Raw genomic sequence first — 21,179 nt, forward strand, 5'->3', positions numbered from 1 at the left:
CATGCATACTACAGAAACAATTGGAGTAGATGATTTTCTGGAAGAAACAGAAAAACTTCTTGAAGTAGCTCATAATAACAAGGAAATCCAAAGGGACAGTCAAGCAAAATTAGTGTTAGAAAAGTTGTTAGAATTTATCGATGAAATTGACTTTAGAGCGTACACCAAAATTCAGGGAGATGCTAAATTAAAAAAGAACCACTTTTTGGTTTCCATTATCGAAATTCTAATCCAAACTGCTCATGATAATGGTTTTAGTTTATGTCGTAAGTACGACCTGGTATATGTATACAATAGCCAATACTGGCAAGTTATAGAACGAAATGAATTTGAATATTTTCTTGGTCAAGTAGCTCAAAAAATGCAAATGGATCGTTTTACGGCAAAATTTCACGCATTTAAAAGCGAATTGTATAAACAATTTTTGGCAGATGCTAGGTTAGAAGAAATCACATCGTATCATAAAACTACTTTGATTAATTTAGCTAATGGAACCTTTGAAATTTCACCCTTCCTGCAAGCTTTACGACCGTATCAAAAAGAAGACTTCTTAACCTATTATTTACCCTTTACTTTTGATGAAAAAGCTATTGCTCCTCAATTTCAAAAATACATCGATCGGGTACTCCCTGAGGACGAATTGCAAGATGTTTTAGCAGAATACCTAGGGTATATTTTTATCAAAAATAATGTTTTGAAACTCGAGAAGGTATTACTTGCTTATGGAACTGGTGCTAATGGTAAAAGTGTTTTATTCGAAATCATTATGGCTTTATTAGGTCGGGAAAACATTACTAATTATTCACTACAATCACTTACCTCCGAAAATGGCTACTACAGGGCAATGCTTTCCAACAAGCTACTAAATTATGCCAGTGAGATCAATGGAAAACTTGAAACCAATATTTTTAAACTATTAACTTCTGGAGAACCTGTAGAGGCAAGATTACCCTTTGGGCAGCCACATCTTATCTCTAATTATGCTCGATTTATGTTTAACTGTAATGAGCTTCCTGAAAAAGTAGAGAACAACAATGCCTTCTTCAGGCGGTTTTTGATTATTCCTTTTCGGGTAACCATCCCTAGAGCAGAACAAGATCCGGATTTAGCAAAACGAATTATTAGAAGTGAATTGTCAGGAGTCTTTAATTGGATGTTAATGGGCTTGAATAGATTATTGAAAAATCGTGATTTCACCTCTAGTAAGATCATACAAAATGAAGTATTGCAATATCAAAGAGAAAGTGATACGGTATTATTGTTTCTGGACGATGTAGGATACCAAACCTCAATTACTATGGATACTCCGTTTTCTAATGTATTTAGTGAGTATAGAATCTTTTGTATCGAAAGTAATTACAAGTTAGAATCTAAAAAAGCATTTTCACAACGGCTAAAAAAATTAGGCTACCTGATTAAACGTAAAAGTTATGGCCAAGCCATTTTTATAGAAAAAAAAGTATTTTAAAAAACCTACATATCGTGCATAACCTACATTTTTTGACAAAAGTGTGTAGGTTATGTAGGTTGTGTACCCCAAAAAACAATCTTTTTAATTTTGAACTATAGATATACACTACAATCATATTCAGGTATAAAATCTCGATTTCGATGTCCTAACTGTCATAAAACAAACAAGTTTTCTCGTTACATAGACACCGAAACCAATGAATATATACATGAAATCGTAGGTAGGTGTAATCGAGAAATCAAATGCGGATATCACTATACGCCTAAACAGTATTTTGGAGATCATCACTTTGAGGTAATCCCAAAAAGAACCAAAATCATTGTATCCAATATAAAAGAAAATCCCACAAGCACTATTCAAAAAGCTATTCTCACCCAAAGCTTAAAAAAAGATGCTCCTAATAACTTTCTTGAATATCTAGGTGCAATTTTCGATACTGAAACTGTAAACAAATTGAAAACAAAATATCATATAGGAACTTCTAAGAAATGGAAAGGAGCCACAGTATTCTGGCAAATGGATTGTGAAGGAAAAATACGAAGTGGTAAGGTTATGCTATACAATGTAAACACTGGTAAACGTATCAAAAAACCATACCATCATATCACTTGGGTGCATCGTATTATGAAAATTTCTAATTATACTCTAAAGCAGTGCTTTTTTGGAGAGCATTTATTGAAGGCAACAACTAATCCCATTGCTATAGTAGAAAGTGAGAAAACAGCAATTATCGCTAGTGTTTTTTTACCAGAATTTACCTGGATAGCTTCAGGCAGTCTATCAAATCTGAATCATGAAAAAACTAAAATACTCAAAGATCGTCAAGTGATATTATTCCCTGATTTGGGCGGTTATGATAAGTGGAAAGAAAAGATTCTTAAACTATGTCCTGATGCAGATTATCAAATTTCTGATTTATTAGAACGAAAAGCTAGTGATAAGCAGCGCGAGTTAGGTTTGGATGTCGCTGATTATTTGTTAGCTCTGGAGCTAGAGAAATATGTAAACAATTAGTGTTTACATGCATCCTATTTTTAATAATTTTTACGTTTACCTATGGAATAATTGCGGTGATTACCACTGTCAAACGGTTTTAAGTGTTTACATTAAATATGTAAACATTATTCAGTCTATTTTCTACTTTATTTTGTTTGTAGCAGTCAATATTTGAAGGCGTAGAAAGGTTTGTTCCGAGATTTATTCAAACAAAACTCTTAGTGCTTTAACATATCTTATAAATATATTTTTGACTTATAACTTTGTCAAATTCTAAATCAGGATATGCTCCTTTTCATTTAAATAAAATTAAACAAAAAACCTCAATCCAATAACTAAAAGGATTGAGGTTTTTATCTGTACTCGAGGTGGGAATCGAACCCACACTCCCGAAAGAACCGGATTTTGAATCCGGCGCGTCTACCAATTCCGCCACTCGAGCATGTGCTGTATGTTTAACCTATATTTAACCTCGAAGTGTTTAACTTCTTCTTTTGAAAATACAACTATTTTATTATCAGCTAACTAAAATAGATTTTTAATTCTAAACGCGTAAACTTTTGAATCCAGCGCGTCTACCAATTCCGCCACTTGAGCATTTTTTAATGAATTGGATGGCAAAATTAGTAAAATATTCGTTTTACACCATTAAATAAGTGATAAAATAAGAGTAAGAGTTAAAATAAATTTTTAAATTTGCACCTTATTTTTAGAAAATAAGTTTTAACTCGTTACAAAACAACATTTTACCCTATGCCAACAGGAGTTACAGAAGCAAAGTTTTTTGCATGCAACCAAAGTACTGAACTTGCAGAAAAAATAGTAGCTGCCTATGGCGCTAAATTAGGCAATGTGATCACATCAACATATAGTGATGGTGAGTTTCAACCTTCTTTTGAAGAGTCGGTTAGGGGATCAAGAGTATTTATTATTGGTTCGACACACCCAAGTTCTGATCATTTAATGGAAATGCTTTTAATGTTAGATGCTGCAAAAAGAGCATCTGCAAGACATATTACAGCAGTATTGCCGTATTATGGATGGGCACGTCAGGATAGAAAAGACAAACCAAGAGTACCTATTGCGGCAAAATTAATTGCCAAAATGCTTGAAACTGCCGGAGCAACAAGAATTATTACTATGGATCTTCATGCAGATCAGATCCAGGGGTTCTTTGAAAAACCAGTAGATCATTTATATGCTTCAACCATATTTTTGCCGTATTTGCAATCATTAAATCTAGAAGATTTAACTATCGCTTCTCCAGATATGGGAGGATCTAAAAGAGCATATGCATATTCAAAGGCTTTAAAAAGTGATGTGGTAATTTGCTACAAACAAAGAGCAAAAGCTAATGTAATATCACATATGGAACTAATCGGTGATGTTACAGGTAAAAATGTAGTATTGGTAGATGATATGGTAGATACTGCAGGAACTTTAACTAAGGCTGCAGATTTGATGATGGAGCGAGGAGCCAAAAGTGTACGTGCAATCTGTACACATCCAATTCTTTCTGGAAGTGCTTATGAAAGATTGGAAGATTCAAAATTAGAAGAATTAATCGTTACCGATTCTATTCCTCTAAAACAAAAAAGTGATAAAATTAGAGTGGTAAGCTGTGCAAATTTATTTGCAGATGTAATGCATAGAGTGCATCACAATGAGTCTATTAGCTCTAAATTTATAATGTAAATTAATAATTAATAAATTTTAAAATGAAATCATTAACAATCAATGCATCTCAAAGAGAAAGCGTAGGCAAGAAAGCAACAAAAGCCTTACGTAATGCTGGACAGGTACCTTGTGTTATTTATGGTGGAGACACTATTGTACACTTTGCAGCGCCAGAAATTGCTTTCAAAAATTTAGTGTACACTCCAGACGTTCATACCGTGGTAATAGCGTTGGATAATGGTACAAAAATAAATGCCATCTTACAGGATATCCAATTTCATCCTGTAACCGATAGAATTTTACATATTGATTTTGTTGAAATTTTTGACGACAAACCAATCACAGTAGAACTTCCGTTCAGAACAGTAGGTATCTCTCGTGGTGTACGTAATGGTGGTGTGTTACGTTTCAACTTAAGACGTATCAAAGTAAAAGGTCTTTCTTCAGATTTGCCTGATCTAATCGAAGGAGATATTACAAAACTTAAGATCGGAAACAAATTATATGTTACTGATGTAGCAAGTGATAAGTTTACAATTCTTCACCCAGATAACACTGTAATTTGCCAGGTTAAAACTTCTCGTACTGCTGTTGCGGATGACGAGGAAGAAGAAGAAACTGAAGGAGCTGCTGAAGGAGCGGCACCAGCTGCCGAAGCACCAGCTGAAGGATAATCCTAAAGTTTTAGCACAATATAAAAGCATTCTGATCCAATTCAGGATGCTTTTTTTATTTTTACACAGATTTTTGAGGAGACACCCTTACATAAAACACAAAATATGCTTTCTGTATTTAGAACATTATTTTCTAAACAAAAAGAAGAAACTCAAGAAGAGCTCATGAAAAAATTTCTTATTGTAGGGCTGGGCAATATAGGTCCTAAATACCACAATACACGTCATAATATAGGTTTTAGAATACTTGATGCTTTAGCAAAAGCGGAAGATCTCAAATTCGAAACTCAAAAATTAGGCGATCTTACTACCTACAAGTACAAGGGAAGAACTCTTATACTTCTTAAACCTAATACATACATGAATCTAAGCGGAAAAGCTGTTCGTTACTGGTTAGGAAAAGAGAAAATCCCCTTAGAAAACCTGCTAGTTATTACAGATGATATCAATCTTCCGTTTGGTACAATTCGAGTAAAGGCAAAAGGAAGTGCTGGAGGACATAATGGCTTAAAAGATATCGAAGCCCAATTAAACACCTCAAAATATTGCCGATTTAGATTTGGTGTAGGTGCCGAATTTAACAAAGGAAGACAAGTCGATTATGTCTTAGGAGAATGGGACAACGATGAAGAATCTGCTATGCCAGAACGAATAGAAAAAGGAATTGCCCTAATTAAATCCTTTGCCACTGCCGGACTCTCTAATACGATGAACACCTTTAACGGAAAATAAGGAAATGTGTCCAAACAATTTTTTATTTTTACAATTACTATACAAATAATCTAATTGATGCTAACCACAATGTTCATTAGCGAAGTATATCTGACTATTGAAAAACCAAAAAAGTGAGCAGATGAAATGCTATACAGACGCCAAAACATATGATGGTAAAATCCCATCTGTAGTAACAATAGGCACTTTTGATGGAGTACATATTGGTCATAAAAAAATAATTGAACGCTTAATAGAAAGTGCCAAGAGAAATGAACTGGAATCTATAGTGCTAACCTTTTTTCCACATCCAAGGATGGTATTGCAACAAGATTCTGATATTAAACTAATTAACACGATCGACGAGCGTATTCAGATCTTAGAAAAAACAGGTTTAGACACTCTTGTTATTCATCCCTTTACTAAAGAATTTTCGCGCCTTACTGCAGGAGAATATGTACAGCAAATGCTTATCGACTGCCTTAATGTTGGACATGTAATTATAGGGTATGATCATCGATTTGGGCGCAATCGCAATTCTAATATTACAGATCTTGCCTCCTATGGTATTCAAAATGGTTTTACTGTCGAAGAAATCTCAAAACAAGATATTGATGATGTTGCCGTAAGCTCTACAAAAATACGCGAAGCACTATCAGATGGTGATGTTTCTAAAGCCAATAAGTATTTAGGATATAATTTTATGCTAACAGGCAAAGTTGTGAAAGGAAAAGAACTTGGGCGTAAACTCAATTATCCAACAGCTAATTTAGACATTAAAGAATCCTATAAGCTAATTCCAAAAAACGGAGTGTATATTGTACAATCACTTATTGATGGTAGAACTTATTTTGGTATGATGAATATTGGTACCAACCCTACTGTTAATGGCACAAAACAAACCATAGAAACTCATTTTTTTGATGCTTCTTTTAACCTGTACGATAAAAAAATACAAATAGAAATGTTGAAACGTGTTCGAGATGAGAAAAAATTTGATTCTATTGAAGATCTGCAAGAAGCTATGCAACAAGATGAAGATTTCTCTCGTGATTATATAAATTCTCTAGTATGATCAATCGTTGGTTTTTTACCCAAATTGATAATAGCGCTCTTATTATCTTCAGAGTTTTTTTTGGATTTCTTATTGCTGCAGAGGCTATCGGAGCCATATTTACGGGATGGGTAACCCGAACCCTGGTCGAACCCAATTTTACATTCAATTTTATAGGTCTTGACTTTTTGCAACCTTTACCTGGCAATGGGATGTACTTCTATTTTGCATTAATGGGGATTTTTGGCCTTATGGTAATGATCGGTTTTAAATACAGATGGAGTATGATTGCATATACGGTGATGTGGGCAGGAGTATATTTTATGCAAAAGGCCTCATATAATAATCACTATTATCTCTTACTACTGCTCTGTATACTGATGAGTATACTGCCGGCCGGGAATTATTTTTCTATAGATGTAAAAAGAAATCCCTTGCTTAAAAAGATTTCGATGCCTCGCTGGATTATCCTGGTAATTATTGCTCAATTATGGATTGTGTATACATATGCCTCTGTTGCAAAACTTTATCCGGACTGGTTAGATTATACTGTAGCCAAAAATTTAATGGCCGGAAGAGCATATTATCCTATTGTTGGAGATCTGTTGCAAGGGCATTGGGCGCATATAAGTGTAACCTATTTTGGAATTTTATTTGACTTATTGATTATCCCTCTTTTATTATGGAGAAAAACCCGATTAGCTGCTTTTTGCTTTAGCATCTTTTTTCATTTGTTTAATTCTATTGTATTTCAGATTGGTATATTTCCATATTTATCGCTTGCCTTTACCGTATTTTTCTTCTCAAAAGAGAGAATACACCGTATTTTCATGAAGAAGAAACCTTTTTATGATGGTAATGAAATAGTTATTCCTTCTTATAAAAAGGTGTTATTACCAGCAATGATAATTTGGTTTACAATTCAGATCGCACTGCCCTTACGCCATTGGGTAATACCAGGTGATGTATTATGGACAGAAGAAGGCCATCGCTTGAGTTGGCGCATGATGCTTAGGGGAAGATCTGGCAACACAAATTTTTATATAGTTGATAAAAATGATCCCAAAGCTAAACGTACTTATGTTAATATACGAGAGTACGTATCAAAAAAGCAAATGCGTTTGGTATCTACAAAACCAGATGCGATGTGGCAATTTGCACAACACCTTAAACAACAATATGCCGACGAAGGAAAGGATATTGCCGTATATGTAAAAAGCAAAATTTCTATCAATGGTAAAAAAAGCAGACAATTTATAGATCCTGATGTAGATCTGACCAGCGTGCCCTGGAATTACTTCACTACAAATCCCTGGATTATTAAATACCCTAAACAAGACACCCCAATAGAGCAATAATCAGTCCCGTAACCAGGTATCTGGATCTAAATGAAACATTTTACGATTGCCTTGTATGGCTTCGGGATCTCGCAACCACCAATACGGAAATGGGGTTGTAATGGCATAATGCAGATGAGGGGGTTTGCCAATGGCATTGCCTGTAGTACCAACTGTCCCTAGTTTAGTTCCGGGTTTTACAGGCTGAAAAGGGAATGCATCATTTTGATCTAGATGTGCATAGTAATGAAATCTCCATTTAGGCCCGAGCACCATAACCGTTTTACCGCCCTTGCCTCCTTCATAGGTATAGATCACAATTCCATAGGTCGCTGAAATTACATCAGTGCCTTTAGGCTTAAAAATATCGATCCCTTTGTGAGTTACCGAGCTACCCCAAGGGTAGGCCCAAAATGAGTGATCATCCCAATCGGCAGTTGTCGCCCCTTGCACTGGGATAATCATTTTTTGTGGTAGGGCAAATCCTAATACAATACATAATAATGGTATTAAAGTGAACTTTCGGGTTTTCCTATCTCTATATAGACTCGCCATTAAGGTAAAAAGTGAAACAAGAAAACGTTTTGTAGTGCTGGTAATCATACCCAATAAATATACAAATAATGAGATTTATTTATAATCATTGTAGGCAACTCAAATACCTATTTTTTTGCTTTTTTAAATTGATTAGGAGTTTGTCCGCTAAATTTTTTAAAAGTACTATAGAAGTTAGATTTAGATTTAAAACCACATTCGATACCAATCGACTCTATAGTATAATTATCATACCGCTTATCTATTAGCATCTTTTTTGCAGCCTCCACACGTAACTCATTAATATGATCATTAAAACTTTTGTTTGTGTTTGCATTTATCAATTGAGAAAGATACCCATTACTAATTTCAAATCGATCAGCAATAGCATTAAGATTTATGTCTACCGATAAATACTTTTTTTCAGTAATGATATACTCATTTATTTTTGCAAAAGTATCGTATCCCATCTTTTTTGAAGATGAAGTACTCTGTAGTTTTTTAAGTTTTTCAGATGAAGATGATCGATTAATTCCAACATACCCAACCCAATAAATCCATAAAGAAAGGGAGATAAAAAATGGATAAGCATAATACGATTGTTTCATATCTAATACAACCCCTAATATCGCAGATAACATTCCTATAGAAACAATTACAACTCCAATATGAATCAGGTTTTTCAACCATGTGGTCTCTGTCTTAATTTTTTCTATGGATCCTATATGCTTTTTTTCATAAGAAATAATCATTTGATACATAAAAAAGATTACTCCTGGTATATGTACAAAGGAAATCAAATTGGTATATAAAAATAATCCACGTTCATAGTAATTAGATATTTGATATTCTGGATTAAAATATAAATGATAGACAAACTGAATACTATGAACTATAGTAATCACAAAAAAAGGAGCTATTAAAACAAATAGTCTTTTCTTATCAATGGATTCCTTGTTTAAAAAATAATAAGCAAAAAGATAAAACATAGGTGCCACAAGCCATTGCCATGGTATATATGTCTCTTTTAATATAGGTCCAATCCTAAAGTAATTAACGTCTATCAACATATGTTGAATGTTGCTTATCGATAAAAAAAGGACAGTCAAACCAAGAAAAAAACCACTTTTGGATTGATACTTCTTAACAAAAAAAACAATCAGACTAAAAATTATCCCTTGAACAGAGCCAAATAAAATTAGTAGTTGAAAAAAATTGAATTTAACTGTTTCCAAGCGGCGGGGTAATTAGGTTATCGTAAGTAGGATTAGTGTTTATGTTTTCGTTTTACTTACATAGATTATGAATAATTTTCAAAAATATGTTTTTTTTTAATATTCACGGTTTATTTCTATTGTTGATTAATAACGCCAATTGTATTGTAAAATTGAGTATATAATTTTGATCGGTATTAATTTTCTTATTACCCTTTCAAAAACCAAGCTTTTCTTTAAATTTGCTCCTTCATTGCGATAGGGATAGCAGTGGCATCCTTTTTTGTTGTACCATGAGCCTGTCGAAGGGCACAACTAAAAAGATATAACGAATAGCCCGGTAATCGCCCAAATAAGACATCATGTTAGTAGTACAAAACATTTTAGCAAATAAAGAGAGGTATATTAAAGCTTTAGCAAAGCGTAATTTTGATGCAGCACCGGTTCTAGACCAAGTTATTGCTTTGGATGAAGATCGTCGTGCCACGCAAGCCCAACTAGATAATACGCTAGCTGATTCTAATAAGTTCTCTAAAGAAATTGGAATGTTGTTTAAAAATGGAGAACAGCAAAAAGCAAATTTGTTAAAAGAAAAAACAGCTCAGCTCAAAGAAAATTCAAAAGACCTTTCTGCCAAACTAACAGAAATTCAGGAACAGCTTGCAGAGCTACTATATACGATCCCAAACATACCACATGATTCTGTACCTGATGGTCAAAGTGATGAGGATAATGAAGAAGTATTTAAAGAAGGAGAGATTCCAAAACTAGAAGATGGTGCTTTACCACATTGGGAACTTGCCAAAAAATATGACATCATTGATTTTGAATTGGGAGTAAAAATCACTGGTGCCGGATTTCCGGTGTATAAAGGAAAAGGGGCTCGGTTACAACGTGCTTTGATTAGTTATTTCCTGGATAAAAATGCCGAAGCGGGGTATAAAGAATACCAGGTTCCGCATTTGGTTAATGAGGCATCTGGGTTTGGTACAGGACAATTACCAGATAAAGAAGGACAAATGTATCATGTAACTGGTGATGATTTATATCTTATTCCAACTGCAGAAGTACCTGTAACCAATATGTTTAGAGATGATCTGCTTCAGGAAAGTGATCTCCCTATTTGTTGTACCGGATATACTCCTTGTTTTAGACGTGAAGCGGGTTCTTATGGAGCTCATGTTCGGGGGTTAAATCGCTTACATCAGTTTGATAAGGTTGAGATTGTTCGTATCGAAAAACCAGAAAACTCTTACAAAGCTCTAGACGGAATGGTAGAACATGTTAAAGATATTCTGAGAGAATTAAAATTACCGTATCGTATCTTACGCCTGTGCGGTGGAGATATCGGGTTTACTTCTGCCCTGACCTATGATTTTGAGGTATTTTCTACAGCACAAGACCGATGGTTAGAAATCAGTTCTGTATCCAATTTTGAATCGTTTCAGGCCAATCGCTTAAAATTGCGTTTTAAAAGCAAAGAAGGGAAAAAACAACTTGCTCATACTCTTAACGGAAGCTCACTAGCATTACCAAGAGTACTTGCCGGTATTTTGGAAAATTATCAAACTCCAAAAGGCATTAAAATCCCTGAGGTTTTAGTACCATATTGTGGATTTGAGTATATAGATTAAAACAAGTTTCTCTTTGAAGGGAAAAATACGGAAAGATGCTTCATAGATTAAGGTATCGATAACATACTACTAAAGCGCATTTTGCTATATTTACAAAAAAACTTGCAAAATGCGCTTTGTCTTTTTATACATAAGTTTATTTCTAACGCTTTCGGCATTCTCTCAATCAGAGCAGTTGGCAAAAAACTATATGCAACAAGGGCAGTACGAGAAAGCGCTTTCGATTTATCAGAAGCTTTATAATAAAAATCCGAATCGCAATAGCTATTTATTAGGTTTAGTAGAATCTTTTCAGCAATTAGAACAATTTAACGAAGCTGAAAAAATCTTGTTACGCAGAGTAGAAAAAAATCCTAATAACGCACAGATTATTGTAGAACTGGGACACCACTATGATCTTCAAGGAAAACCAGAACAAGCCCGTTTGTACTATGATAAAGCGATAAAAGCATTTGAAAACAGTAATGTAAACCACGCGTATTCTCTGGCACAAACTTTTGAAAAATATAGCTTATTAGATGAAGCGGCATTAGTATATGAAAAGGGAATGGAAAATAATCCCAGGGCAAATTTTAATGTGCAGTTGGCCAAAATATATGGCGAACAAGGTAAGCTCGAAAAAATGTTTGGTAGCTACCTATCATTACTACAGGTACAACCCAACTACATCAATATAGTACAACGAAATTTTAGTGATTATATCTCTAATGATCCTTCAAACGAGGCTAACGTAATTTTTAGAAAATTACTAATCAAGAGGCTTCAGCAAAATCCAGATATCTTATACAATGAAATGCTAAGCTGGCTTTTTATTCAACAAAAAGAGTATAAAAAAGCATTTGTGCAAGAAAAAGCCATTTATAAACGTAAAGAAGAAGGGCCACAAGGGATTATTGATTTAGCAAGAATTGCTATTTCTGAAAAAGATATTAAATCTGCTACAGAAATTCTTAATTATATTCTGGAAACCCCAGTGTCTAGAGATCTAAAACTTACGGCTCATAAGATTATTCTCAAAGCCAAGGTAGATAATGCCAATAAAAAAGAGTATAAATCCATTGTAGAACAATACAATGCCGTATTTACCGAGTACGGAAAATCAAGAGAAACCATAGGCTTACAAATTGATTATGCACATTTTTTAGCTTTTAATCAAGATCAAAAACAAGAGGCCATTCGTTTTTTAAAGGATATTATTAAACGAGAGCGCTTATCCAGGTTTCAATCGTCGCGAATTAAAATGAAAATTGCCGATATCTTGGTTTTGGATCAAAAGTTTAATCAGGCCTTGATCTATTACACCCAAGTTCAGAATGCCTTAAAAAATAATTTTTTAGCACAAGATGCACGATTTAAAGTTGCTAAAACCAGTTATTATAAAGGTGATTTTAAATGGGCGCAGACACAGCTTGATGTTCTAAAATCCTCTACCTCGCAACTCATTGCAAATGACGCCATGGAACTTAGTCTTATTATTAGCGATAATTCTTTGGAAGATTCTACACAAACCGCACTCAAAATCTTTGCTAAGGCAGATCTTTTGGCTTTTCAGAATAAAAATGAGGAAGCAATCGCCATGTATGAAAAAATCTTAACCCAACATCGGGGAGAAAAAATAGAAGACGAAGCTTTTCTGAGACAGGCAAAATTATATGAAGCAGAAAAACAATTCGAAAAAGCGAAGGTTAACTATTTAAAAATTATTGAATTTTATAACGATGATATTTTGGCAGATGATGCCTATTATTGGTTAGCTGAATTGTATGTTAACGAACTAGGAGCACCCGAAAAAGCAAAAGAATTATACGAAAAGATCATTTTTAACCATGCCGATAGTATCTTTTTTGTAAATGCCAGAAAAAAATACCGCGCCCTCCGCGGGGATGCAATAAATTAGAATATCGTTAAAAGCTGCCAAATTGAGTGATTTTTCGTAATGAGTATGGAGGAAAAATTGTATCGATTCTTCGACACGCTCAGGATGACAAGGCTTTTGAGTCAAAACCTCTTGTTTGCGATATATTTTTGTCGCCGCAAAAACACTCAAACTGACAAGGTTTTCTTATATCGAACTCACCTTAGTTTACTACCTTTGCTTTCATTAATAAGATCAACACCTTACAATGTACATATACAACGTTACTATAAATATTGAAGAAAACGTTCATGACGAATGGCTAACCTGGATGAAAGATGAGCACATTCCTGATATGCTTTCTACGGGTAAATTCACAAAGGCTTTAATGACCAAAGTGCTGGTTGAAGAAGAAATGGGTGGTATCACCTATTCTGTTCAATATACAACAAACAGTAAAGAAACCTTGCAACAATATTATGATCAGGATGCCAATCGATTAAGAGCAGAAGCAGATCGGTTTGCCGGTAAATTTGTAGCCTTTAGAACCGAATTAGAAATTGTGAGTGAACATTAATGAAAACTTTTAAGCCAACAGTATTATATATTATCAAGGCCTTAGGCTCTCTCATAGGTATATCAATTTCAGTTTTCGTACTTAATTTTTTTGTCAATATTTCAACTACAACCACTTTATTATTGGTATTCATTGCTCTCGTTTTTAGTTATATATCCTTTAGGTATAGTAAACCCACTATTCAACTCTGTGATAGTACTATAACTATAAATGAGTTAATTACTGAATACGAACAGATAGAAAACTATTTTCCATCAAAAGGAGGTTCTGAACCTTATATCGTAACCAAAAATGGGGAAAAGATTGATCTGGAGCTTTCTTGGCTTAAGAAAAAAGATCAAACCGAAATCGAAAGTATGATTTTGAAAAAAATCAAACCATTAAATAAAGAAGTTTAGATGTCCTCCAAACACAAAAAAAATAAACATAATACACCAAATTACACTCAAAAACCTGAAAAAACTGCTGTTCGGGCCAAAAAACACCTTGGGCAACATTTTCTAAAAGATGAAAATGTTGCCAAAAAAATTGGAGATACCCTTACCCTCAATGGATACAAAAATGTGATCGAAATTGGTCCGGGAATGGGAGTGCTTACTAAATACATTCTTCAAAAAGAACTCGATGTAGTAGCCATGGATCTGGATAACGAATCGATTGACTACCTAAACACCAGTTTTCAATTAGAGCATAATGCAACCATACGCAAAAACTCTTCTTTCCAAGTTTTGGAAGCCGATTTCCTGAAATTCGATCTAAATACATTATTCGACAACGAGCAATTTGCCATTACCGGTAATTTTCCATACAATATTTCTTCACAAATCGTTTTTAAAACTTTAGAAAATAGAGATCGCATTCCAGAGTTTACTGGGATGTTTCAAAAAGAAGTAGCACAACGCATTTGCGAAAAAGAAGGAAACAAGACGTACGGAATTCTTTCAGTACTCGTGCAAGCATTTTATACGGCAGAATACTTATTTACCGTTCCGCCTGGTGTTTTTAATCCTCCGCCTAAGGTAGACAGCGGTGTATTACGATTAATTCGAAAAGGCAACCCCACTTTGCCTTGCGATGAAAAATTGTTTTTTAAAGTCGTAAAATCTTCATTTGGTCAACGCCGAAAAACCCTAAGAAACAGTCTTAAAACTTTTCAACTTACAGACCAAACAAAAGAGTTAGATATTTTCAATAAGCGACCAGAACAATTAGGTGTTGATCAGTTTATAGAATTAACGCTTCTTATCCAAAATATGAATGGATAAATTCATTTTACTATTGGCATAATTTAGATCTCTTTCTTCAAAAGGATAGTTTGAACTAAATGATTTAAAATCCTCATTTGCGAGTTTTAAAACCATAGTCTCTCTAATTAAATTCTTTGGTTATCTTTGTGAGCGCTTGCGCAAGGGATCACTAAAAATATTGGCTATGCAATTTCAGGTAACCACAGAGCTAATCGAACAAGTACAGCACCTCATTCAGATAGAAGGTGATGTTCGCTTACGCCAAATACTCGATGAAATTCACTTTGCTGATATCGCAGAAATCCTTAGCGAACTTAATCTTGCCGACGCCACCTATATCATCAAATTATTAGATAGCGAAAAAACTTCTGAAGCCTTGATGGAGTTAGAAGAAGATTTTCGTGAACGCATTCTCGATAACCTCTCCGTAAAAGAAATTGCAGAAGAGTTAGAAGAAATGGATACCGATGATGCAGCCGATGTCGTTGCAGAGTTACCTGATGAAATCGCAGAAGAAGTAATTGCCGAAATTGAAGATGAGAAGCATGCAGAAGATATTAAAGAGCTGCTTACATATGAAGAAGATACTGCAGGGGGACTTATGGCAAAAGAATTGGTAAAAGTAAAAGAAACCTGGACCGTTGCCGGATGTGTTCGCGAAATGCGAAGACAAGCAGAAAATGTAACCCGGGTACATTCTATCTATGTAACCGATAAAGAAGGAAAATTAAAAGGACGATTATCGCTTAAAGATTTACTAACCGCTTCTACCAAAACCCATATTAGCGAAGTTTATATTCCTAAAGTGGATTATGTAAATGTAGATACCGAAGGAGAAGAAGTGGCTCGTATCATGCAAAAATATGACCTAGAAGCCATTCCCGTGGTGGATCATGATGGGCTATTGGTAGGTCGTGTGACTATCGATGATATGGTAGATTTTATTAAAGACGAAGCCGAAAAAGATTATCAATTAGCAGCGGGTATCTCTCAGGATGTAGAAGCCGATGATAGCGTTTGGGAGCTGACAAGAGCTCGATTGCCCTGGCTTATTCTTGGTCTCTTTGGAGGACTTGGTAGTGTCTTCATTATGGAAGGTTACGAAGAAGCCCTTGCAAAATATAAAGAACTCTTTTTCTTTACTCCACTTATAGCCGCTATGGCAGGAAATGTGGGTGTACAATCCAGTGCAATTATTGTGCAAGGTTTAGCCAACGATATCGTAAAAGGAAGTCTTTTTAATCGATTACTTAAAGAAATAAGCCTAAGTTTAATCAGCGGGATTACTCTAGGTATATTAGTTATACTTTTTGGTTTTTTTGACGGAATGGATCTTATCTTTAGTTTTACAATAGCCATTTCAATGTTGTGTGTTATTATTGTAGCAGCCCTTGTAGGAACCTTTGTCCCGATCATTTTAGATAAAAGAGGTATTGACCCTGCAATTGCAACCGGCCCCTTTATAACAACAAGTAATGATATTTTTGGGATTTTTCTATTCTTTTCTATTGCGAAGCTTATTTTAGGATTTTAGGCAGGCTGAACCGTGCTTTTCACTATAGTTTTACAAACCATTTATCAAAGTTTGTAAAAGCTGCCGTTGCAATCACTGCCTGAGATTAAAATTATTGTACATTTAATCCATAAACACTTCAATACATGCAATCCAAAGTTTTCGAATATACATTTACAGTTCCAAAATCTGCAATCGATGATATGGATCATGTAAACAACGTAGTTTATCTGCAATGGATACAGGATATAGCAAAAAAACATTGGGAGTCTAAAACCAATACCGAAATTAGAAACACCTATGTTTGGGTAGTCCTAAATCATTATATCGAATATCATCATCCCGCTTTTGAAAACGATACCATTACCCTACACACCTGGATCGATCACCATAGAGGAGTAAAAAGCGAGCGCCATACCAAAATCATTAACGCCCATACTCAAAAAGTATTAGCGTCTGCCAAGACCATGTGGTGTTTACTTTCTAAAGAAACGTTAAGACCTATACGCATCACAGATGAAATAAGTAACTTGTTTGTTTAAAACAGTTAATCCATATGGAAGCAATCAACATCAAAGAAAAATTATCAAAATTTGATAAACAATGGCACCCACATCGTATTGCCATGGTAGATGATAATCAAATATATTTAGCAAAACTTATTGGTGATTTTGTATGGCATAAGCATGATCATGAAGATGAGCTGTTTCAGGTGATAAAAGGTACATTGTACATGAAATTTAGAGACAAAACGGTAACAGTACATCCAGGAGAGCTTATTGTTGTACCTAAGGGGGTTGAGCACTGTCCATCTACTAAAGATAATGAAGAAGTTCATGTGCTTCTTTTTGAAAAAGCCAGTACTAAACATACCGGCGAGTTAGTAAATGAGCGAACCGTATCTCAATATATTGACATCTAATGTTTAATTTCTTTTGTGTTCAAAATGAAGATTCGAGAAGCAACACCAAAAGATTACGATACGATTTGGGAGATCTTTGAAAAGGTTATAAAGACAGGAGACACCTATGTTTTTGATCCCCAAACTCAAAAAAAAGACCTAACCAAACATTGGTTTGCATCATACATGAAAACCTATGTTTTAGAAGAACAAGGAAAAGTAATAGGAACCTATATCATAAAACCCAATCAAATAGACCTAGGATCACATATTGCGAATTGCAGTTATATGGTTCATCCTAATTATCATGGCAAAGGAGCAGGCAAAATGCTATGCGAACATTCTCTTCAGAATGCAAAAGAAATGGGATATAAAGCAATGCAGTTTAATATTGTGGTAAGCACAAATATTGCTGCAGTAAAGCTTTGGCAAAAATATAATTTTGAAATTATCGGAACCATACCTAAAGGGTATAAACATTCCTCCTTAGGATATGTAGATGCATATATCATGTACAGAGAAATTTAAAACGTATTGTCATGGGTTTAAATCGTAGAACCTTTATCAAAAATACGGGCTTATTATTGGGGTATAGTATGCTCCCGTATTCTAATTTATATTCTAGCACCAGTCAAAAACCACTTGGGGTATGCCTCGTTGGATTGGGCTATTATAGTACAGATCTTTTGGCTCCGGCATTGCAACTCACAAAACATTGCAAACTTACGGGGATAGTAACCGGAAGCCCTTGGAAAATTCCCAAATGGCAGAAGCGATATGGTATTCTCGACAAAAATGTATACAATTATCAAAATATGAATCGTATTGCCGATAATCCGGATATCGATGTCATTTATATTGTGCTTCCCACAGGATTGCATGCTAAATATGCCATTAAAGCAGCCCAAACAGGAAAACACGTATGGTGTGAAAAACCAATGGCCAGAACAACTTCAGAGTGTCAGGCTATTATAGATGCATGCACAAAAAACAAGGTTAAACTTTCTATAGGGTATCGAATGCAACATGAACCTAATACGCAACAGATTATTAAATGGGCAAATACGCAACCTTATGGAAAAATAAAAACCATTACTGCTGAAGCTGGATATTATGATTCGCGATCTGATCATTGGAAACAAAATAAAGCTCTCGGAGGTGGAGCCATGTATGATATGGGCGTATATCCCTTAAATGCAACCCGATATGTAACTGGCGAAGAACCCATTGCTGTGCTAAAAGCAGAACATACCACCAAAAGACCAAAAATCTATACCGAAGTTGATGAAACTACTCATTTTACGCTTGAATTCCCCTCTGGTGCTATAGCAAAATGTAAAACCAGTTTTGGTGCAGGCATGAACACTTTAAGAGTAGATTGTCAAAATGGATCCTATGGATTAAGGCCTTTTCAGGCGTATGGCGGAATACGAGGCAAAGCAAGTGATGGTGTGCTTTTAAACCACAGCATACCTAATCAACAGGCTAAACAAATGGATGATGATGCCTTAGCTATTATTAACAATACTTCTGTTCTGGTACCTGGTGAAGAGGGGATGAAAGATATTAGAATTGTAGAAGCAATATACCAAGCAGCAAGTAGCGGTGAAAAAATTGTGCTTCAATAAAATTCACAAATAACTTTAGTTACTTATGATCATTCAATTAAAAAAAAGAATATCCAAACCATCGATATTGACATGCATTCGTGATGATCAAAGTACTACCTGGTCAAAATTACATAAAGGTATAGAAACTCACGACCTGGCGCATTATGCAGTTGAAAAAGTAATGGGGTTTACTAATGCTTTCTATGGAATTCTTAATAAGGGTTATGATATTACAGACTTTGAGCTCCCAAAAGGTAAACGTCCAGAACCTCTTCAGCCCAAAAACCTTGATGCTTCGGCAATTCAAACCGAGCATATTGTAAATTTATTACTGGTGGAGTTTTCAAATTCTGGAGAAGATTCAGCTTTTATAGACTCTTTGAAAAGTATTCTTGCAGAGAACAATATTCCGTTTCCCAAGGGTTTTGACATGAGCAAGCTGGATGAAATCAGACAATTATACTCAGAGTTATTATTTGCATGGGGTTCTTTAGGTGATAATGAACACTTAGAACTTAGTTTATTCTAAAAATTCTTAATTCCTCAAATGTATTCTTACTATTTAATTTCTGGATTGACTCAATAGCCATTCATAAAACGATGCGTCTGAGAGTATACTGGGCCATATTCCATGACCTTCACCTTCTAAGGATATTAATTCGGCAGAATTGGCACCACAATCTTGAAGTGTTTTGATCATTTTCTTGCTATTCGTATATCCATAGTCTGCTGTACCATGGTAAACGCGTATTGCCAGATTTTTTACATCACATAAGCCCGAAGTTGAACCCCCAGCCGGTGCTAAAGGAGTAGCTGCTGCAAGTGATGTACTCATTTTTTTTAAATTTGCCCATGTTCCTGCGCCTCCCATACTATATCCAACCAAATAGATTCTATTTGGATCTATGGATACTTCATCTTTGGCTTGATTTAAAATCCCTTTAAGATCTACGTTAGACCATGAACATCCAGAAATACAGGAAGGAGCAATTACTATAAATGGAAATTCTAATCCTGCTTTGGAAGCATATTTTGAAGGGTGGTGTTTGGTATTTGATCGATCTCCTCCATGAAGAAAAAGAATAGTAGGATACTTTTTGTTTTTAATATAATCGTCTGGTGTGGTTATGATAAAAGGAATATTTTTATAGTTTCTTTGTATGGCATTTTTGAGGTCTTGGGCCTGGGTTATCCAAGCAAACGTCAAAAAGGAAATGAGGACTATATATTTAATTTTCATTACTAGGCTAATTTCTAAACACTTAAAAATATGCTTTTGAGTTAAAACTATATCTCATTTTTGAAATAATTAACGTAGTCATCATCCTTCAACCTAAACTTCCAAAAGTTGATTACATAAAAAAACCACTCAATCTCTTGAGTGGTCATAGCTTCATAAATAATCCCACGGACCCCTTACTTTCCGTTATATTCTGATATAAGCTATTCTGTTCTAAAATTCCATATCTGGCCCATCGTAGCATTTTGATTGCTATCTTTCACGACTACTCGCCAATAATATGTTATCCCTGTTGATACTGATACTTCTATTTGAGAAGTCGTACTATTTTCTTCTAGTAAAGAAGGGGAATCACTAATTCCAAAATACACGTCATACGTCAAAGAATCTCCGTCGGCATCATTAGCATCCCAATCTAAAGTAATACTGCTTCCCGTTACCCTATTTCCTGAACCAGGACTTATCAACTCTGGAATACCAGGTAATCTATTTATTGAAGCTTCCGGTTCGGTAAAGAAACTCTGTACTGTTGAGTAATCACCGTCGTTACCCTTATCATCGCTAGCCTTAACTCGCCAATAATAGGTAATCCCTTTTTCTAGATCGAATACCTTGTTTGCCGCCGAAGTAACCGAAGTAAACAATATCGTATTAAAACTGGGTTCAGCAGCGATCTCGATTACATAACTCACCGTATCTCCATCGGGATCGGTAGCGGTGTTCCAGGCAAACTCTAAATCAGTACTTGCACATGTTAAATTATTACTCGGAAATACCAGTTTAGGTGCCTCAGGAGACTGATTGAATATAGGAATTATCACATCATCATCTGCTTCACAGGAAACTAGAAATACAGTACATAGTATTGCGATATATAGATATACTTTTTTCATCTCTTATTTTTTGAACTCATTACTTTCACATAAGGCCCTTT

At 34.9% G+C, this 21,179-nt stretch carries 22 protein-coding genes and 1 tRNA gene; 18 read left to right on the forward strand and 5 right to left on the reverse strand.

Translation table 11 applies throughout. The features are described from left to right. The first annotated feature begins 1 nt into the window (after position 1). Positions 2 to 1,468 (forward strand): DNA primase family protein, encoded by a 1,467-nt coding sequence (locus JJQ60_RS10280; RefSeq protein WP_201919332.1) that lies wholly within the window; start codon positions 2 to 4, stop codon positions 1,466 to 1,468. A 90-nt stretch (positions 1,469 to 1,558) separates the two neighbouring features. Continuing rightward, a complete protein-coding gene (locus tag JJQ60_RS10285; RefSeq protein ID WP_201919334.1) occupies positions 1,559 to 2,485 on the forward strand; it encodes a DUF6371 domain-containing protein in 927 nt (308 codons plus the stop codon). A 342-nt stretch (positions 2,486 to 2,827) separates the two neighbouring features. On the opposite strand, the gene JJQ60_RS10290 is transcribed toward JJQ60_RS10285, so the two are convergent. Then, a tRNA-Leu gene (locus JJQ60_RS10290) sits at positions 2,828 to 2,909 on the reverse strand. 311 nt (positions 2,910 to 3,220) lie between these two features. Between JJQ60_RS10290 and JJQ60_RS10295 the strand changes: the two genes are divergently transcribed. From JJQ60_RS10295 to JJQ60_RS10315, 5 genes are all read left to right on the forward strand, one after another. After that, a complete protein-coding gene (locus tag JJQ60_RS10295; protein ID WP_201919337.1) occupies positions 3,221 to 4,162 on the forward strand; it encodes a ribose-phosphate pyrophosphokinase in 942 nt (313 codons plus the stop codon). Positions 4,163 to 4,185: 23 nt separating this feature from the next. Beyond that, the gene (locus JJQ60_RS10300) at positions 4,186 to 4,818 is read left to right on the forward strand and encodes a 50S ribosomal protein L25/general stress protein Ctc (protein WP_201919339.1); all 633 of its coding nucleotides are present in this window, start codon (positions 4,186 to 4,188) and stop codon (positions 4,816 to 4,818) included. Between the two features lie 105 nt (positions 4,819 to 4,923). After that, positions 4,924 to 5,550, forward strand: coding sequence for an aminoacyl-tRNA hydrolase (gene pth / locus JJQ60_RS10305; protein WP_201919341.1), 627 nt, complete (start codon positions 4,924 to 4,926; stop codon positions 5,548 to 5,550). A 121-nt stretch (positions 5,551 to 5,671) separates the two neighbouring features. Beyond that, positions 5,672 to 6,604 (forward strand): bifunctional riboflavin kinase/FAD synthetase, encoded by a 933-nt coding sequence (locus JJQ60_RS10310; RefSeq protein WP_201919343.1) that lies wholly within the window; start codon positions 5,672 to 5,674, stop codon positions 6,602 to 6,604. Beyond that, the gene (locus tag JJQ60_RS10315) at positions 6,601 to 7,941 is read left to right on the forward strand and encodes an HTTM domain-containing protein (RefSeq protein WP_201919346.1); all 1,341 of its coding nucleotides are present in this window, start codon (positions 6,601 to 6,603) and stop codon (positions 7,939 to 7,941) included. Before JJQ60_RS10310 ends, JJQ60_RS10315 begins: the two co-directional genes overlap by 4 nt. On the opposite strand, the gene JJQ60_RS10320 is transcribed toward JJQ60_RS10315, so the two are convergent. Then, positions 7,942 to 8,523 carry a M23 family metallopeptidase gene (locus JJQ60_RS10320; protein ID WP_201919348.1) on the reverse strand — a complete coding sequence of 194 codons (582 nt, stop codon included), beginning with the start codon at positions 8,521 to 8,523 and terminating at the stop codon, positions 7,942 to 7,944. Positions 8,524 to 8,582: 59 nt separating this feature from the next. Then, on the reverse strand, positions 8,583 to 9,524 hold the full coding sequence (locus tag JJQ60_RS10325; protein WP_201919350.1) for a helix-turn-helix domain-containing protein: 942 nt from the start codon (positions 9,522 to 9,524) through the stop codon (positions 8,583 to 8,585). 506 nt (positions 9,525 to 10,030) lie between these two features. Here JJQ60_RS10325 and serS point away from each other — a divergent pair. The 11 genes from serS (at position 10,031) to JJQ60_RS10380 (ending at position 19,534) form a co-directional block, all read left to right on the forward strand. Then, the gene (gene serS / locus JJQ60_RS10330; protein WP_201919352.1) at positions 10,031 to 11,302 is read left to right on the forward strand and encodes a serine--tRNA ligase; all 1,272 of its coding nucleotides are present in this window, start codon (positions 10,031 to 10,033) and stop codon (positions 11,300 to 11,302) included. 109 nt (positions 11,303 to 11,411) lie between these two features. Then, positions 11,412 to 13,199 (forward strand): tetratricopeptide repeat protein, encoded by a 1,788-nt coding sequence (locus tag JJQ60_RS10335; RefSeq protein ID WP_201919354.1) that lies wholly within the window; start codon positions 11,412 to 11,414, stop codon positions 13,197 to 13,199. Between the two features lie 226 nt (positions 13,200 to 13,425). Beyond that, positions 13,426 to 13,734 (forward strand): DUF4286 family protein, encoded by a 309-nt coding sequence (locus tag JJQ60_RS10340; protein WP_201919356.1) that lies wholly within the window; start codon positions 13,426 to 13,428, stop codon positions 13,732 to 13,734. Further along, the gene (locus JJQ60_RS10345) at positions 13,734 to 14,132 is read left to right on the forward strand and encodes a hypothetical protein (RefSeq protein WP_201919358.1); all 399 of its coding nucleotides are present in this window, start codon (positions 13,734 to 13,736) and stop codon (positions 14,130 to 14,132) included. Before JJQ60_RS10340 ends, JJQ60_RS10345 begins: the two co-directional genes overlap by 1 nt. After that, positions 14,133 to 14,999 (forward strand): 16S rRNA (adenine(1518)-N(6)/adenine(1519)-N(6))-dimethyltransferase RsmA, encoded by an 867-nt coding sequence (rsmA, locus tag JJQ60_RS10350; protein ID WP_201919360.1) that lies wholly within the window; start codon positions 14,133 to 14,135, stop codon positions 14,997 to 14,999. Between the two features lie 166 nt (positions 15,000 to 15,165). Next, complete coding sequence (mgtE, locus tag JJQ60_RS10355; RefSeq protein ID WP_201919362.1) at positions 15,166 to 16,515, forward strand: magnesium transporter; 1,350 nt, start codon at positions 15,166 to 15,168, stop codon at positions 16,513 to 16,515. Between the two features lie 125 nt (positions 16,516 to 16,640). Continuing rightward, positions 16,641 to 17,036, forward strand: a complete 396-nt coding sequence (locus JJQ60_RS10360) for an acyl-CoA thioesterase (protein WP_201919363.1) — start codon at positions 16,641 to 16,643, stop codon at positions 17,034 to 17,036. 14 nt (positions 17,037 to 17,050) lie between these two features. Next, positions 17,051 to 17,416, forward strand: a complete 366-nt coding sequence (locus tag JJQ60_RS10365) for a cupin domain-containing protein (RefSeq protein ID WP_201919365.1) — start codon at positions 17,051 to 17,053, stop codon at positions 17,414 to 17,416. 24 nt (positions 17,417 to 17,440) lie between these two features. Continuing rightward, a complete protein-coding gene (locus tag JJQ60_RS10370) occupies positions 17,441 to 17,923 on the forward strand; it encodes a GNAT family N-acetyltransferase (RefSeq protein WP_201919367.1) in 483 nt (160 codons plus the stop codon). Between the two features lie 11 nt (positions 17,924 to 17,934). Beyond that, on the forward strand, positions 17,935 to 19,023 hold the full coding sequence (locus tag JJQ60_RS10375; protein ID WP_201919368.1) for a Gfo/Idh/MocA family protein: 1,089 nt from the start codon (positions 17,935 to 17,937) through the stop codon (positions 19,021 to 19,023). Between the two features lie 25 nt (positions 19,024 to 19,048). Next, complete coding sequence (locus JJQ60_RS10380) at positions 19,049 to 19,534, forward strand: hypothetical protein (RefSeq protein WP_201919369.1); 486 nt, start codon at positions 19,049 to 19,051, stop codon at positions 19,532 to 19,534. Positions 19,535 to 19,567: 33 nt separating this feature from the next. Here the strand turns inward: JJQ60_RS10380 and JJQ60_RS10385 are convergent, their stop codons facing one another. Both JJQ60_RS10385 and JJQ60_RS10390 read right to left on the reverse strand, forming a co-directional pair. Beyond that, positions 19,568 to 20,245: a carboxylesterase family protein gene (locus JJQ60_RS10385; protein ID WP_201919370.1), complete on the reverse strand. Its 678-nt coding sequence runs from the start codon at positions 20,243 to 20,245 to the stop codon at positions 19,568 to 19,570. A gap of 203 nt (positions 20,246 to 20,448) precedes the next feature. After that, positions 20,449 to 21,138: a fibronectin type III domain-containing protein gene (locus tag JJQ60_RS10390; RefSeq protein ID WP_201919371.1), complete on the reverse strand. Its 690-nt coding sequence runs from the start codon at positions 21,136 to 21,138 to the stop codon at positions 20,449 to 20,451. Between the last annotated feature and the right edge of the window lie 41 nt (positions 21,139 to 21,179).

This window comes from Aquimarina mytili (genome assembly GCF_016735115.1).
In the GTDB taxonomy this organism is placed as follows: domain Bacteria; phylum Bacteroidota; class Bacteroidia; order Flavobacteriales; family Flavobacteriaceae; genus Aquimarina; species Aquimarina mytili.

What these genes read in the sequence shown, in the direction of transcription:
- JJQ60_RS10280 (WP_201919332.1), top strand. Translation starts at nt 2, where the DNA reads ATGCATACTACAGAAACAATTGGAGTAGATGATTTTCTGGAAGAAACA.
- JJQ60_RS10295 (WP_201919337.1), top strand. Translation starts at nt 3,221, where the DNA reads ATGCCAACAGGAGTTACAGAAGCAAAGTTTTTTGCATGCAACCAAAGT.
- JJQ60_RS10300 (WP_201919339.1), top strand. Translation starts at nt 4,186, where the DNA reads ATGAAATCATTAACAATCAATGCATCTCAAAGAGAAAGCGTAGGCAAG.
- pth (WP_201919341.1), top strand. Translation starts at nt 4,924, where the DNA reads ATGCTTTCTGTATTTAGAACATTATTTTCTAAACAAAAAGAAGAAACT.
- JJQ60_RS10310 (WP_201919343.1), top strand. Translation starts at nt 5,672, where the DNA reads ATGAAATGCTATACAGACGCCAAAACATATGATGGTAAAATCCCATCT.
- JJQ60_RS10315 (WP_201919346.1), top strand. Translation starts at nt 6,601, where the DNA reads ATGATCAATCGTTGGTTTTTTACCCAAATTGATAATAGCGCTCTTATT.
- JJQ60_RS10320 (WP_201919348.1), bottom strand. Translation starts at nt 8,523, where the DNA reads ATGATTACCAGCACTACAAAACGTTTTCTTGTTTCACTTTTTACCTTA.
- JJQ60_RS10325 (WP_201919350.1), bottom strand. Translation starts at nt 9,524, where the DNA reads ATGTTGATAGACGTTAATTACTTTAGGATTGGACCTATATTAAAAGAG.
- serS (WP_201919352.1), top strand. Translation starts at nt 10,031, where the DNA reads ATGTTAGTAGTACAAAACATTTTAGCAAATAAAGAGAGGTATATTAAA.
- JJQ60_RS10335 (WP_201919354.1), top strand. Translation starts at nt 11,412, where the DNA reads ATGCGCTTTGTCTTTTTATACATAAGTTTATTTCTAACGCTTTCGGCA.
- JJQ60_RS10340 (WP_201919356.1), top strand. Translation starts at nt 13,426, where the DNA reads ATGTACATATACAACGTTACTATAAATATTGAAGAAAACGTTCATGAC.
- JJQ60_RS10345 (WP_201919358.1), top strand. Translation starts at nt 13,734, where the DNA reads ATGAAAACTTTTAAGCCAACAGTATTATATATTATCAAGGCCTTAGGC.
- rsmA (WP_201919360.1), top strand. Translation starts at nt 14,133, where the DNA reads ATGTCCTCCAAACACAAAAAAAATAAACATAATACACCAAATTACACT.
- mgtE (WP_201919362.1), top strand. Translation starts at nt 15,166, where the DNA reads ATGCAATTTCAGGTAACCACAGAGCTAATCGAACAAGTACAGCACCTC.
- JJQ60_RS10360 (WP_201919363.1), top strand. Translation starts at nt 16,641, where the DNA reads ATGCAATCCAAAGTTTTCGAATATACATTTACAGTTCCAAAATCTGCA.
- JJQ60_RS10365 (WP_201919365.1), top strand. Translation starts at nt 17,051, where the DNA reads ATGGAAGCAATCAACATCAAAGAAAAATTATCAAAATTTGATAAACAA.
- JJQ60_RS10370 (WP_201919367.1), top strand. Translation starts at nt 17,441, where the DNA reads ATGAAGATTCGAGAAGCAACACCAAAAGATTACGATACGATTTGGGAG.
- JJQ60_RS10375 (WP_201919368.1), top strand. Translation starts at nt 17,935, where the DNA reads ATGGGTTTAAATCGTAGAACCTTTATCAAAAATACGGGCTTATTATTG.
- JJQ60_RS10380 (WP_201919369.1), top strand. Translation starts at nt 19,049, where the DNA reads ATGATCATTCAATTAAAAAAAAGAATATCCAAACCATCGATATTGACA.
- JJQ60_RS10385 (WP_201919370.1), bottom strand. Translation starts at nt 20,245, where the DNA reads ATGAAAATTAAATATATAGTCCTCATTTCCTTTTTGACGTTTGCTTGG.
- JJQ60_RS10390 (WP_201919371.1), bottom strand. Translation starts at nt 21,138, where the DNA reads ATGAAAAAAGTATATCTATATATCGCAATACTATGTACTGTATTTCTA.